Annotated in this window: 10 protein-coding genes; 1 reads left to right on the top strand and 9 read right to left on the bottom strand. The window is 59.0% G+C overall.

The features are described 5' to 3' along the window. Positions 1 to 7 precede the first annotated feature (7 nt). A complete protein-coding gene (gene tgt, locus ABIC80_RS20685; RefSeq protein ID WP_023481912.1) occupies positions 8 to 1,135 on the bottom strand; it encodes a tRNA guanosine(34) transglycosylase Tgt in 1,128 nt (375 codons plus the stop codon). A 158-nt stretch (positions 1,136 to 1,293) separates the two neighbouring features. Further along, complete coding sequence (queA, locus tag ABIC80_RS20680) at positions 1,294 to 2,358, bottom strand: tRNA preQ1(34) S-adenosylmethionine ribosyltransferase-isomerase QueA (protein ID WP_429178443.1); 1,065 nt, start codon at positions 2,356 to 2,358, stop codon at positions 1,294 to 1,296. Positions 2,359 to 2,451: 93 nt separating this feature from the next. Here queA and acpH point away from each other — a divergent pair, with 93 nt between their 5' ends. Further along, positions 2,452 to 3,033, top strand: coding sequence for an ACP phosphodiesterase (acpH, locus tag ABIC80_RS20675; protein WP_042712176.1), 582 nt, complete (start codon positions 2,452 to 2,454; stop codon positions 3,031 to 3,033). Positions 3,034 to 3,174: 141 nt separating this feature from the next. Here the strand turns inward: acpH and ABIC80_RS20670 are convergent, their stop codons facing one another. From ABIC80_RS20670 to phoB, 7 genes are all read right to left on the bottom strand, one after another. Continuing rightward, complete coding sequence (locus ABIC80_RS20670) at positions 3,175 to 4,548, bottom strand: DUF3999 domain-containing protein (RefSeq protein ID WP_429178442.1); 1,374 nt, start codon at positions 4,546 to 4,548, stop codon at positions 3,175 to 3,177. After that, positions 4,545 to 7,262, bottom strand: a complete 2,718-nt coding sequence (locus ABIC80_RS20665) for a DUF2339 domain-containing protein (protein WP_429178441.1) — start codon at positions 7,260 to 7,262, stop codon at positions 4,545 to 4,547. The genes ABIC80_RS20670 and ABIC80_RS20665 overlap by 4 nt, the downstream gene beginning before the upstream one ends. Before the next feature lie 55 nt (positions 7,263 to 7,317). Further along, entirely contained in the window at positions 7,318 to 9,135 is a 1,818-nt protein-coding gene (gene malZ / locus ABIC80_RS20660) for a maltodextrin glucosidase (RefSeq protein ID WP_429178440.1), read from the bottom strand. A 553-nt stretch (positions 9,136 to 9,688) separates the two neighbouring features. Further along, positions 9,689 to 11,038, bottom strand: a complete 1,350-nt coding sequence (proY, locus tag ABIC80_RS20655) for a proline-specific permease ProY (protein WP_124969491.1) — start codon at positions 11,036 to 11,038, stop codon at positions 9,689 to 9,691. A gap of 85 nt (positions 11,039 to 11,123) precedes the next feature. Then, a complete protein-coding gene (brnQ, locus tag ABIC80_RS20650) occupies positions 11,124 to 12,443 on the bottom strand; it encodes a branched-chain amino acid transporter carrier protein BrnQ (protein ID WP_042712184.1) in 1,320 nt (439 codons plus the stop codon). A 407-nt stretch (positions 12,444 to 12,850) separates the two neighbouring features. Then, positions 12,851 to 14,149: a phosphate regulon sensor histidine kinase PhoR gene (phoR, locus tag ABIC80_RS20645; RefSeq protein ID WP_042712186.1), complete on the bottom strand. Its 1,299-nt coding sequence runs from the start codon at positions 14,147 to 14,149 to the stop codon at positions 12,851 to 12,853. A 21-nt stretch (positions 14,150 to 14,170) separates the two neighbouring features. Next, positions 14,171 to 14,860, bottom strand: a complete 690-nt coding sequence (phoB, locus tag ABIC80_RS20640; protein ID WP_023481914.1) for a phosphate response regulator transcription factor PhoB — start codon at positions 14,858 to 14,860, stop codon at positions 14,171 to 14,173. Positions 14,861 to 15,034: the final 174 nt, after the last annotated feature.

Genomic DNA, 15,034 nt, shown 5'->3' with positions numbered 1-15,034 from the left:
TATTAAATTAATCAACGTTCAAAGGTGGAACCGGTCGACCCTGACGCTGGTAAAAATCTGCTACGAAGCTCTCTAATTTACCCTCTTCAATAGCCTTGCGTAAACCAGCCATTAAGCGCTGGTAGTAGCGCAGGTTATGAATGGTATTGAGACGCGCGCCCAGTATTTCGTTGCAACGATCGAGATGATGCAAGTAGGCGAGCGAATAATTGCGACAGGTGTAGCAATCACACTCGGCATCGAGCGGGCTGGTGTCGCTCTTATATTTTGCGTTACGGATTTTCACCACGCCGTTGGTCACGAACAGGTGGCCGTTACGCGCGTTACGCGTCGGCATGACGCAGTCGAACATGTCGATGCCGCGACGCACGCCTTCGACCAGATCTTCCGGTTTACCTACGCCCATCAGGTAACGCGGTTTATCTGCGGGGATCTGCGGACAGACATGCTCCAGAATGCGGTGCATATCCTCTTTCGGTTCGCCCACAGCAAGACCGCCGACAGCGTAGCCATCAAAGCCTATCTCTACCAGACCTTTGACGGAGATATCGCGTAAATCTTCGTAAACACTGCCCTGAATAATGCCGAACAGCGCGTTTTTGTTGCCCAGCCCGTCAAAGCGGTCGCGGCTACGTTTTGCCCAGCGCAGAGACATCTCCATTGAACGTTTTGCGTAATCCCAGTCCGCCGGGTACGGCGTACACTCGTCAAAGATCATCACGATATCGGAGCCGAGATCGTACTGAATCTCCATCGACTTTTCGGGATCGAGGAAGATCGGATCGCCGTTGATCGGGTTACGGAAGTGAACGCCCGCTTCGGTGATTTTGCGGATATCGCCGAGGCTAAACACCTGAAAGCCGCCGGAATCAGTGAGGATTGGCCCTTTCCACTGCATAAAGTCGTGGAGATCGCCGTGCAGCTTCATGATCTCCTGCCCCGGGCGCAGCCACAGGTGGAAGGTGTTACCCAGAATGATCTGCGCACCGGTGGCTTCAACCTCTTCCGGGGTCATCCCTTTCACGGTACCGTAGGTGCCAACAGGCATAAACGCCGGCGTTTCAACCACGCCGCGCTCAAACACCAGCCGGCCGCGGCGGGCGCGTCCGTCGGTGGTATCCAGTTCGAATTTCATCTTTTCTCCAACACCAGATAGACAGTCTGATGATTACTCTCTGTTGCGGATTCACTCCACAACCTCGAATTGACCAATCCGCACGCAAGGCGTTATTGGCGCAGCCACTCTGGACGCGGGCACTGCCCGGGTCCAGAAGGGCACGTAAAATAGCCCTGTTAAGGGCGCTCTAAAATCGCCTGCGGATTGTACGTGATAAACATCGCGTCCCCGTAACTAAAAAAGCGATATTTTTCAGCAACTGCGGCGCGGTACGCATTCATGGTGTGTTGATACCCGGCAAAAGCAGAGACCAGCATGATCAGCGTCGATTCCGGCAGGTGGAAGTTGGTCACCAGCGCATCAATCACTTTGTATTGATAGCCCGGATAGATAAAGATTTGCGTGTCGCCGAAGAAGGGTTCGATCAGATCCGCTTTTGCCGCCTGCGCGGCGCTCTCCAGCGAGCGCACGGAGGTCGTGCCAACTGCCACGACGCGGTTGCCGCGCGCTTTTGCCGCCAGCACCGTATCAACCACCTCTTGCGGCACTTCGGCATATTCGGAGTGCATGATGTGATCTTCGATGCTATCAACGCGCACCGGCTGGAATGTCCCGGCACCAACGTGCAGCGTGACAAACGCCATCTCAATGCCTTTATTGCGCAGGCGCTCGAGCAGCGGCTCATCAAAGTGCAGGCCAGCTGTCGGCGCGGCAACGGCGCCAGGCTTCTGGCTATAGACCGTTTGATAGAGTTCGCGGTCGGCGTCTTCATCCGGGCGATCGATATAGGGTGGCAGCGGCATATGGCCGATGGCGTTAAGGATATCGAGCACCGGGCGCTCATCGTGGAATTCCACTTCAAACAGCGCGTCGTGGCGGGCGACCATGGTAGCCTGAATATCTTCCGCGTCGCCCAGCAGCAGCTCGGCACCCGGCTTCGGCGCTTTCGAGGCGCGAATATGTGCCAGAATACGTTTATCGTCGAGCATGCGCTCAACCAGCACTTCAATCTTGCCGCCGCTGGCTTTACGCCCGAACAGACGTGCCGGAATCACGCGGGTGTTGTTGAACACCAGCAGGTCGCCCGGGTTGAGCTTATCGAGCAGATCGGTGAAAGTACCGTGCGTCAGCGCGCCTGTTGGGCCATCCAGCGACAGTAAGCGACAGCTGCTGCGCTCAGGCTGTGGATAGTGGGCAATCAGGGATTCGGGTAACTCAAAGGAGAAATCGGTAACGCGCATGACACTGACTCGAGACATAAAATAAGAGGCGGGTAGTCTAGTGCCCACGCCCCTTCGCTGCAACCGTTAGCCGCTTTTGGATAAATAATAGAGATGAATTTTTTAGCACACCTGCACCTTGCTCACCTGGCGAACAGCTCCCTTGCCGGTAACCTGCTGGCGGATTTTGTTCGCGGCAACCCGGAAAACCTCTACGCACCGGAGGTGGTGGCGGGGATCCATATGCATCGCCGTATTGATGTGCTGACCGACAATCTGCCGGAGGTGAAGGTCGCCCGCGAGTGGTTTCGCCCCGAAACCCGGCGGGTCGCGCCGATTACGCTTGATGTGATGTGGGATCACTTCCTGTCGCGCCACTGGGCAAAGGTTTCGCCCGATATCGAACTGGTGGATTTTATACATTATGCCCATTCGCAGGTAGCGACTATTCTGCCCGACTCGCCGCCGCGTTTTATCAATCTGAACAATTACTTATGGTCGGAGCGCTGGATGGAGCGCTACGGCGAGATGGCGTTTATTCAAAATGTGCTCAACGGCATGGCGAGCCGCCGTCCGCGGCTGGAGGCGCTGCGTGACTCATGGCAGGATCTTGATGCCAATTATCACGCGCTGGAGACGCAGTTCTGGACGTTTTACCCACGCATGATGGCGCAGGCGCGCGCGGGGACGTTGTAAACGCCGTCACGTTTGGCATTGCATTGCCGGATGGCGCTACGCTTATCCGGCCTACAAAACCTGCGCCGTACCATCCGGCGTTGATGATCGCCTCCCGTAGGCCGGATAAGGCGTAAGCCGCCATCCGGCACTTTATCGGCGTTAAACTTTAGGACTCTGCGCTTCGCGCCAGATGCGGATCGCCATCCACGCCAGCACCGCGACGCCGAGCACTAAAGCCCCCCACACCAGCAACGTTTTCCACATCCCCTGCTGTTCGGTGACGGAAGTCGCCGTCATGCGCGCCTCGCCACCCAGCTTGACGTTTTCTCCCACAAACGCATCAGGAATCGACGCGGGATCGAGCTGCTTACGCAGATCCGGCGGGATCAGCGTATCCGGCGTGACGGCGGCAGGCTGTGCCGCTTTATTTCCCCACGCCAGCATAAACGGCCCTTTCCCCTGGGCGTTAAACACCAGCGCCAGCCGATCGCGGCTGCCGGAGACCTCAGGGAGCGTGTCAGGCAGTCGCGCGTCCAGCGTGGTAATGCGCACCGCCTGTACCGTCTCGCCCGCCAGTTCCACCGGTGCGGATCGCTGCCCGTTACGTTGCCAGAGCACGGTTTTGGTCAGCGGCTGCCACGGTGAGGTGGATGTACGGCGAATGGCAATCTCTGCCGGCAACACAGCATCGTCGTTAAAACCAACCGAGAGAGAGCGGAACGGCTGTGGCTGCGGCCATTGATATTGCGCCTCGGTCGGCGAAATCTGCCGCCCGTTGCCTGTCATCTCCATTTTTTCAAGCGGCGCAGGCTGGCGGCCAGGCATAGCTGTCGCCTCGGAGATAGTGACCGGCAGGTTTGGCGTATCAAACACCAGCAGCAGATAATGGCTGCCATCGGGTAACTGCATTTCCGGGAGTTGTATACGATCGAGCCTGAGCTTGTCGTTCCCGCTCGCCAGCGCCATTACCGGCGCATCATCCTGCAACGTATCCCAGCTGCGCATATCGCGGCTCACCAGAACGGAGACTTTGCTGCGCCAGTTCTGGTCGTTTTCCTGCCAGCCGAGTTTGATCTCGCCAAGAGTAAACGTGTTGGGCAGAGTAGAAGGCAGCACCAACAAATAGCTCTTTCCGACCGGTTTGGAGGCGTCGCCTTCAATACGGATCTCGACCCCGGACGGCGCCTGGAGGCGCACAACATTCTCCTCCTGTGCCGCGCCGCTTGCGGGCGACGCATCCAGCGGAAAGACGCGCAGCGGCACCGCTTCAGGGGTCGCGGTTTTGGTACTTTGCGTTTCAAGGGCGAACGGTACCCGCTCACCGTCCTGGTTAAACACCCGCACATCGCGCAGATCTGGCCACGCGCTGTGGGCATAGACCTCCTGCGGCAGATCAACGCGATACCAGGAAGAGGGCTGCGGCGAATCGAGCATCACGCCGCGGGCATAATCTTGCGGTTTCTCAGGGAGATCTGCGGCGCCCGCCGGGGCGCAAAGCAGCGTACTTAACAGTAATCCGTACAGCCTTTTCATTGTCCTTCTCCCTCGTTCTCTTCCCGCGCCGCTTTGGGCGGCAGGGGTGAAAAATAGCCCACAATCAGCACCAGCACCGCGACGCCGATAAAGGCGATGGCGCGCGCCAGCCCGCCGCCGCCCGCGCTGTCGACCAGCATCAGTTTCAACAGCACAACGCCCAGTAACCCTCCACCCACCAGCCACTGCTGGCGGGCCTGCCGACGCGTCGCGCGGATCATCACCACCAGCGCAATCAGCATCCAGAAGAGAGCAAACGTCGTCTGGATAAGCCGAGACGCCCACAGGCTTTCCGCACTCCACGTCACCTCGCCATAACAGGAGAGCGCGCGCAGCAGGATGCCATTCAGCCACCAGAAAGCCAGCGCAGCGAGCGCAGCGAGCGCCCACGGGCGGGCGCTCCGGAGATCGGGCGCGAAATGGGGATAGTGTTTCCAGGCAAATTGGGTGTAGAGCCACACGCCGAGCAGCGCGAACGCCGCGCCCTCTTCCAGCGGATTGAGCAGCGGCAGGTACGGCATGCCCATCACCTTGCCGTCGTTCAGGTTGGCAAACAGCAAGGCGATAATGAGCAGCGGCACCAGCGGTGCCAGCGCCTGCGCGCCATAAAGCGCAGGCCAGACGCGGAACGGCCACAGATTACGGCGCACCGCCGCCAGCGTAAGCATAATCACCGCGCCGCCCGCCGCCATCGGCAGACCCCAGCGCCACGGCGCGTTACCCCACGGCAGCGAGTCTACAAACCACCACAACTCGCTGCCAGCCGCGATCAACAGCAGCCAGAAAAGGGAGAGGTGCAGCCCTTGCGACAGGCGCGGTATCAGCGTGCTGCCCGCTTTACGCAGCAGTAATAGCGCGGAAGGCAGCGCCACGCACCAGACCAGGTTTTGCCAGCCAGAGGCCAGCAAGTGCCCTTGAGCAACCAGACACTCGCCGATTAACAGCGCCATCGCCGGCCACAGCAACCATTGGGCAAGCCCAAGTTCCGGCCAGGCAAAACGCAGGCTGCCTGCGCGCCATAGCCATACAGAGAGCGCCACCAGTAGCAGCAGACCAAAGCCTACCTGCATCGACTGCGGCAGTATCAGCTCTGCCGCGCCCGCCAGTGCGACAATCCAGAAGAGGATACCGCCCGCCAGCAGCAGCCAGCTCCCCTCGCGGCGAAGAGTGCGCCACAGCCACGCGCCAATCAGCCAGCTTGCGCTGAGTACGGCAAAGATCATCAGCGTCGAGAGCGCATTGATGCCGTCAGCGGCGGCCCACAGCGCACTAAAGAGCGCCAGCAGTAACAATGCAGTGCCGCTGTAGCTCATGCGGCGCTGCTGTTGCTGCACTCCGAGCCACAGCACACCCAGCCCCTCAAGTGACCAGGCCATCGCCGTCCAGCGCGCGGACAAGGCCAGCGGAATGGCGAGCGTAGCGAATGCGCCGCCCAGCGCCAGCGCGGCGAGCACCAGAGGTTTACCGGCTGTCGGGAAGCGTTTAAGGGCAACGGCGGCCAGCGTCAGGTAGAAAAGACCAAACCCAAGGGCGCTGAACGCCGGGCCGTAGGTCCAGTGCTGGGTCATGGCGTACTGCATGCCAAAACCCGCCAGCGGCGGTGCAAACAGCAGCACACCGTCGATAATGCGCTCGCCCCGGCGCTGGGCGCGCAGAGAGAGCCCGACGCTGAAGACGCCGAAAATCAGCAGATTAGCGATCAGGAAGAGCTGGCAGCTGAGGTAATCTTCCGGGCGATAACTGGCAATGCCCCACAGGGCGGCCACGCCAAAAGTGAAGAACATGCCAAGGATATTCAGCTCGCGCCAGTGCTGCCATACGCTGATGGCGAGAATACCGACGGAGAGCAGAAGATAGAACGAGAAGAGCGCGATATGGCTCCCGCCGCCGGTTGAGAGCAGAATCGGCGCAAGATAGCCGCCGAGGCTTGCCAGCAGCGCCAGGCTTAGCGCGCGTTGCAGCACCGCAAGCCCGACGCTCGCGGCGCAGATCACAATCAGCAACGCAAAGGCGAGCGTCATCGGCAGCATCTGCCAGAGGCGAAACGCGCCAAACACCGTGAGATAGAGTGCGCCGACCGCCCCGCCCTGCAATATAAGGGCAAAGACCGTCTGTTTATGCCGCAATCGCCAGCCGAGAACCAGCAGCACCAGCGCGACAACCGCCACGGCGACAAGCCGCAGCTCCAGCGGGAAGAGCGCATATTCAACGCTGTAACGCAGCAGGAAAGAGAGACCGATAAACAGCAGCACCACGCCAAGTTTCGCCAGCGGGTTGCCCTGCATAAACCAGCGTACCAGCGCGGTAACCACGCCCCAGGATTCGCCGTCCGGTGCTTTCGCCTCTTCACGTTCGCGCACCACAGGTGCAGGCGTAGGCGTCGGCTCTGCCGTCGCGACTTTGCGCCCCCAGACATTGGCTGCGGGTTGCGGCTGTGCAGGGGGGATTTCGCTTGCCGCAATCGGCTGCGGCTCAGGAAGTGGCGGTGGCACCTCAGGCGCTGCGCTTAGCGGCTCGTTTATCGGCTCAACGGCCGGCTCCTCGCTTACCGCAGGCGCAATTGCCCGTTGTTCGAGTATGCTGACGCGCTGGCGCAGCAGTTGCAGTTCGACCTGCGTGGCAAGGCTGCGGCGCCAGGCGACAATCGCCATTATCGGCACCACGACCAGCGCCAGAATCAGCACGATGACACCGAATATCAGAAGACCATCCATGTACTTTCGCCTTCGCTAAAGGGGAGACGTTACGCCCGCCTCCCCGCACGCAGGCTCAGGAGGCAGACCAGACAGAAGCGCTGATAGCTGAAAGCGTCAGCACGCCGTCCTGTAGGTTACCTGTACCTTCCAGAAGCCGCCACTGTTTCGCTTGCAGCAGCGGTGAATCTTCCAGCACTACGTCACACGCCTCGCCACGGTTAATGGCAATCAGCACCCGCTGCTGGCGATAAACGCGCAGAAAAACCAGCACATCCTGCCGGGCATAGACCACCAGACAACCGCCGTGACGCAGCGCCTGGCTGCGGGCGCGCAGCTTTGTCATCCGCTGGTAGAGCGCCAGCAGATGGCTATCCTGCTGCGCTTTATCCCACGGGAAGGGCTTGCGGCAGAAGGGATCGTTCGCACCATCCAGCCCTACTTCATCGCCGTAGTAGATGCAGGGCGTGCCGGGCCAGCAGAAGAGCCACACCACTGCCAGCGGCAGGCGGGCGAGATCCTTGCCGAGAATGGTTTTAAAGCGCGGCGTATCGTGGCTGTCGAGCTGGTTAAACATCCGCAGCTGCTGCTGATGCGACAGCGCAGCGCGGTAGTTATCCATCCACGCGGCGCAGGTCTGCGCATCAATACTCTGCGGATCAAGGGAGATATCGGTATTGGCAAGAAACGCCCACACCGGCAGGGTAAAGCCGCGGTAGTTCATCGCCGCATCTTCCGCATCCGCCTGTAACCACTGGCGCGCATCGCCAAAGTGTTCGCCCACCACATAGGCTTGCGGCTGGGTCTCTTTCGCCGCCCGGGTGATGCCGCTTACATGATGCAGGTTGTTCCGCGCTCCGCCGTTTTCGCCCAGCATATGCACCACGTCGAGCCGCCAGCCGTCCATATTCCACGGCGCTTTCAGCCAGTGACGCACAATGCTCTCCTCGCCCTGATAGATCTCCTCAATCAGCGACGAAGAGCGGTAGTCGAGTTTCGGCAGGCTGGCGTAGCCCAGCCAGTCATGGGCGTAGCCGTTCTCATCAAAGTTGTACCAGCTGCGCCAGCGCGAATCGGGGTTATGGCAGGCACCGCCGGTGGCGCGGTTATGGCGGTCGAACCAGCCGTGGGAGTCGCCGGTGTGGTTAAAGACGCCGTCGAGGATCAGCCGTATGCCGTTCTCCTGCGTGTTATGGCGCAGACGCAGTAGCGCCTCGTCGCCGCCAAACTGCGGGTCGACGTGGCGATAATCTTCGGTGTCATATTTATGCACGCTGGGCGCGACAAACACCGGGTTGAGGTAGAGCGCGGTGATGCCGAGCTTTTTCAGGTACGGCAGCTTTTCGCTGATGCCGTCCAGATCGCCGCCGTAGAAGGTCGACCCGCCCGCCTCGCCGGTGAGCGGCTCATCCCAGTCACAAAAACGAATTTCGCGCCCTGCGGCGTGGTGCCAGTAACGCTGATCCTGCTGCGCGGTGCGCGCTTCGCTACGGGCAAAGCGATCCGGGAAGATTTGGTAGAAGACCTGATCGGCGACCCACGCCGGGCCGTCATCGGGCGCATCGATGGCAAACTGCTCAAGCCTGGCGGGCGGGAAGCGGCTAAACCCCTGCGGGGTAAACCAGATCTGGCGATCGTCCCACAGCAGCTTAAAACTGTAGCGGCGGCGCGGCTGGCCGTTGCTGATATCAATGGCGGCGCGCCAGAGGTTGACGCCATTATTGGCCGTGTTGCGCGCGCGGTGCATTGCAACCGGCGTCTCTTCGTTATCGATCTCAATTCGCAGCGTGACGCGCGACGGTAAATCCGTGCCGCGCAGCCAGAGGTTAATGATTAACTGCTGCTGGTGCGCTTTGACAAACGGCGCGACGGGCAGGTGCCATGCATTCAACATCAACGATCCCCTTTACATAATCAGGATCACTGTAGCCAACGTTCGGCCCGGCCCGCCTCCTTCTTTCAACTTTTTTAAGGGGTTGAGAGACGGGGCGCAGAGATAAGACAGAAAAATGGGGGAGAAACCGTAGGCCTGATAAGCGTAAGCATCATCAGGCACAGCGCCGGGTGGCGGCTGCGCCTTACCCGGCCTACAAGGGCGAAACAACGCCGGAGAATTTACGTCGGCGTTTAAATGCGCAGTGATCGTAGGCCTGATAAGCGTAGCGCCATCAGGCATAACGCCGGGTGGCGGCTACGCCTTACCCGGCCTACAAGGGCGAAACAACGCCGGAGAATTTACGTCGGCGTTTAAATGCGCAGAGATCGTAGGCCTGATAAGCGTAGCGCCATCAGGCATAACGCCGGGTGGCGGCTACGCCTTACCCGGCCTACAAGGGCGACACAACGCCGGAGAATTTACGTCGGCGTTTAAATGCGCAGAGATCGTAGGCCTGATAAGCGTAGCGCCATCAGGCACACCGCCGGATGGCGAAACAACGCCAGAGAAGTTACGCCCGGCGCTTAAACGCCCAGCCAATCAGCAGCAGCACAATCCATGCAAAGCCGACATAGAGCGAAATGCGGGTTTCCGGGTGCCAGCCAATCAGCGCGATGATAAACACCAGGAAGATCAGCCCGGCAACGGTGGTCGCCACGCCGCCCGGCACTTTAAACTTCAGCGCTTTCACTTCATCCGCCGAGAGGCGACGGCGGAAACCAATCTGCGACAGCAGGATCATAATCCACACCCATACCGTCGCGAAGGTCGCCAGCGAGGCAATCACCAGGAAGACATTCTCCGGCATGATGTAGTTGAGATAGACCGCCATCAGCAGCGCCAGCGTCATCACCAGCACCGTTACCCACGGAATGCCGCGGCGGGAGGTTTTGGCGAACATCTTCGGCGCACTACCCTGCTCCGCCATGCCGTGCAGCATACGCCCGACGCCAAACACATCGCTGTTGATCGCCGACAGCGAAGCGGTCAGCACGACAAAGTTCAGGATGCTGGCGGCAAAGGTGATGCCCATATGCTGGAAGGTCAGTACAAACGGGCTACCGTTGGTGCCCACCTGGTTCCACGGGTAGATCGACATAATCACGAACAGCGTACCGACATAAAACACCAGAATACGCATCGGCACCGAGTTGATGGCGCGCGGAATCGACTTCTCCGGCTCTTCCGCTTCACCGGCGGTAATACCGATGATTTCAATGCCGCCGTAGGCGAACATCACCATTTGCAGCGCCATCACCGTGCCCAGCCAGCCGTTGCTGAAGAAGCCGCCGTGGCTCCAGAGATTACTGATGCCGGTCGGTTGCCCGCCGTTGCCGATACCCCAGATGATGATGCCGAAACCGGCGGCGATCATGATGATAATGGTGGCGACTTTAAAGAATGAGAACCAGAACTCCAGCTCGCCGAAGACTTTTACGCTCATCAGGTTGATGGCGCAGATCAGCAGCACCACGCTCAGCACCCAGATCCAGTGCGGCACCGTCGGGAACCAGACGCCCATATAGATACCGAAGGCGGTAACGTCGGCGATGGCGACAATCAGAATTTCAAAGCAGTAGGTCCAGCCAGTGATATAACCGGCCAGCGGGCCGAGGTTTTCCTGCGCATAGCGTGAGAAGGAGCTGGCGGAGGGGTTGTGCACGGACATCTCGCCCAGCGCACGCATAATGATATACGCCGCGACCCCGCCGATAATGTAGGCCAGCAACACGCTGGGCCCGGCCATTTTGATGGCGTCCGCGGAGCCGTAAAACAGCCCGGTGCCGATCGCTGAACCCAGCGCCATAAAGCGAATGTGGCGGGTGCTTAGCCCACGCTTCAGCTTATTCGTACTTTCCATCGTTTCCACTGCCGTTATTCATCACAAAAAATAAAAAACCACGGAGTGCGCTACCCCGTGGTTCAACAAACCGTGCTTGCTGCTGTTAATGCGCGCTGGAAGTCACCTGACGTCCCGCCGCGCGATCCCAGATAGCGGCCAGAACCACCATCACCAGGCTCGGCAACAGCCAGGCCAGGCCCTGTTCCGCCAGCGGTAAGCGCTGTGTCCAGAGCGGAAGGTGCTCAGCAAACGCGGAGGCTTTCACGCCGTCAAGGATACCAAAAAGCAGGCTGATAAACATGGTCGGCGCAATTACGCGGGTGGAACAATGCCAGAAAGAGCGGGTAAAGCTCAAGACCACCAGCACGATACACGGCGGATAGATCATGGTCAGCACCGGAATCGAAATCTGGATCAGGTGGCTCAGACCGAGGTTTGAGACCGCCATTGAGAAGATGCCGAGGATAAATACCAGCGTACGGTAAGAGAGCGGCAGGTACTGGGCGAAGAACTCTGCGCAGGCGCAGGTCAGGCCAACCGCCGTCACCAGGCAGGCGATGAAAATCAGCGCTGCCAGCAGGAAGCTGCCCGCACCACCAAAGGTGTGCTGGACGTAGGCATGCAGAATTGCCGCGCCGTTAACAGACTGATCGACCAGCGTCGCGCTGTCCGAACCGAGGCGGAAGAGTGCCAGGTAGAGCAGCGTCAGACCAACACCGGCCATCAGGCCCGCCCAGACGGTGTAGCGGGTCAACAGACGCGCTTCGGTCACGCCGCGCGAACGGGCGGCATTGACGATAACAATCCCGAAGACCATCGCGCCGAGGGTATCCATCGTCAGGTAGCCATTGACGAAACCGTTAGAGAACGGCGCGGTCTGGTAGGCTTCCAGCGCGTGGCTGATCGGGCCGGCCGGCCACACCAGCGCGGCGATTGCCAGAATCGTCAGGGCGATAATTTTCAGCGGTGCGAGGAAGTTGCCAACGGTATCAAGCAGTTTGCCCGGATAGAGAGAGACCAGGATCACCAGCGCAAAGTAGACCAGGCTGTAGATCAGCAGCGCCATAGAGCCGTCGCCGGTCAGCGGCGCGATGCCCACTTCAAACGAAACGGTTGCGGTACGCGGCGTGGCGAACAGCGGCCCCACGGCCAGATAGCAGACCGTTGCCAGCAGCACGCCAGCGACTTTGCCGATCGGGGTGCTGAGGCTATCAATGCCGCCGCCCACTTTCGCCAGCGCAACCACCGTTAGCACCGGCAGGCCCACTGCAGTAATCAGGAAGCCCAGCGCCGCCGTCCAGACGAATTCACCCGCCTGTAAGCCGACCATTGGAGGAAAAATGATGTTACCTGCGCCAACAAACAGCGCGAAGGTCATAAAGCCCAGCGCGATGATGTCACGCGGTTTTAAGTGATGGGTCATAATGTTTACTGCCTGTGGATGTGGTGTCGTAAATATGTTGAATAATTAGCCTCTCCGCACCGGACAATAACGCATCATTAACGCGTTAAATCAGCGGGAAATGCTTAATGCACTGCGTGGCGAAGAATAGTTTTTCGGTTTACCACGCAAACACAGTCGGTCTGACAATGCATGGGGCGCAATTTAAACGCTTATAACGTTTAAAGGCAAGTCGGGATCGCAAAACCAGATAGTTATACTAAACAGTAGAAACCAGCCAGTGAAAAACTCTATTTATCAGAAAAACACGTGGCTGATCGTGCGAACAAAAAAGCAACAACCGTACAAACTACGTTGCAGGCGCGGGATGAGGCGAGGCAGAGCGGCTCGCCGTAACGAGCCGCCGGAAAGATAAGCTGACAAGGTGGTTATGGGTGGGCGTTTTTGGCAATCAGGCGTTCCGGCAGGACAAAGCTAAAACGCGTCCCTTTGCCCGGCGTGCTGCTGATATCAAGGCGGCTGTCGTGGTGATTAACCGCATGTTTGACTATCGCCAGCCCAAGCCCGCTGCCGCCCGTCTGGCGCGAGCGCGCTTTATCCACGCGGTAGAAACGCTCGGTGAGGCGCGGAATATGCTCGGCGGCGATCCCCGGCCCATTATCCTCAACGCTGAACTCCGCGCCGTGCGCCACCGGCTGCCAGCGCACGATAATGTGCGTCCCGGGGGGGGTGTGATTCACGGCGTTATAGACCAGATTGGAGATGGCACTGCGCAGTTGCTCTTCACTGCCCAGAACTTTCAACTGGCTGTCGATTTCAAAGCTGAAGCTCTGTTTCTGCTGGCTGAGGGTTTGCGCTTCCCGCTCCACCACGCGCAGCATCATCGGCACATCAATCACTTCATTTGCGCCATGGGTCGGCGCAGCTTCGATTTTTGACAAGGTCAGAAGCTGGCGCACCAGCCCCTCCATCCGCGAGGTTTGCTCGCGCATGGTGTGTAACGCTTTTTCACGCGGCGCGCCTTCCAGCGTCTGCTCCTGCATCATCTCAAGGTAGCCCTGCAACACCGTTAGCGGCGTGCGCAACTCATGGCTGACGTTAGCGAAGAAGTTGCGTCTGGCCCCTTCCAGCTGGTGCATCTGCGTGACATCGCGCGCCACCATCAGCAGTTGTTGCTCGCTGTAGGGCATCACGCGGATCTCTAAGTGGCGACCGTTGTTAAGCACCAGATTGAGCGGTTTGCTGAAGGACTGGCTTTTCAGGTATTGGGTAAATTCGGGGTAGCGCAGCAGGTTGAGGATGTTCTGCCCGTTATCATCGGGCCAGCGCAGCCCCAGCAGCTGTTGCGCAAGGCCGTTACACCAGAAGATCATCCCCTCTTCCGTGGTCAATACCACCGCATCCGGCAGCGACTCGGCGCCGCTGCGAAAGCGTTTAATCAGGTTGCCCAGCTCGCGGCGGCGCTTTTTATTGCGCATCTGCATCTGATGCAGGCCGTAGAGCAGCGGCTCCCAGCTGCCGGTGCCGGGCGGCGGCGTCATGCTTTTATCGACCCATAGCCACCAGGAGAGACGCAGCAGATTCCAGAAGTGCCAGATCAGAAGCCCGGTCACTGCCGCCAGCAAAAACCACGGCAGATAGCCGAACATCGCGCCCAGAATAAAGGCGGGGATACAACAAAGGAGGAGCTCCAGCACCAGCCTTTTCCATGACAGCCTTTCCAGCACGCGTCACACTCCTGTCAAATTTCAGAAACGGGTCGAAAAACGATATCCCGTGCCGCGTACCGTCTGCACCATCCGGTCGTGTCCACTCCCTTCCAGCGCTTTACGCAGACGACGAATATGCACGTCTACGGTTCTGTCTTCAACATAGACATTGGTGCCCCAGACGTGGTTCAGCAACTGTTCGCGGCTGTAAACGCGCTCCGGGTGGGTCATAAAGAAGTGTAAGAGTTTAAATTCGGTAGGGCCCATATCGAGGGGATTTTCGCCGGTCATCACGCGATGGGAGGAGGGATCAAGGCTTAAGCCCTGCATCTCAATCACCTCTTCCACGGCCATTGGTGAAATGCGGCGCATCACGGCTTTAATGCGCGCCACCAGCTCTTTCGGTGAGAAGGGCTTGGTGATGTAGTCATCGGCGCCCGTCTCAAGACCGCGAACGCGATCTTCCTCTTCACCGCGCGCGGTGAGCATCATCACCGGAATATCACGGGTCATCGCTTCGCGCTTCAGGTGCTTGATAAATTGAATGCCGGACCCGCCGGGTAACATCCAGTCCAGCAGCACCAGATCCGGCCAGGGTTCATTAAGCTGGTTTACTGCGCTGTCGAAATCTTCCGCTTCAACCGGTTGAAAACCATTTTGTTCGAGCACAAAGCACACCATTTCACGGATCGGTGCTTCGTCTTCCACGACCAGAATTCGTCTCGCCATCATTCGCCCTGTATTAATTAGTCTGCAGTATAAATAGCGTCGCCATTATGCGTCAGTTTTATGACAGATTTATGAATAACATGACCGCTATATGACCCAGCCCGCGCGATTGTGACAACGCTAATTTGCGCCAGGCGATGTCCCTGACCCGCTTAATGTTTATAATCGCCGTTA

Source organism: Kosakonia sp. 1610, from assembly GCF_050435845.1.
In the GTDB taxonomy this organism is placed as follows: domain Bacteria; phylum Pseudomonadota; class Gammaproteobacteria; order Enterobacterales; family Enterobacteriaceae; genus Kosakonia; species Kosakonia cowanii.
The sequence above is the reverse complement of the archived record's forward strand: the minus strand, read 5'-3'. Positions and strand labels throughout refer to the sequence as shown.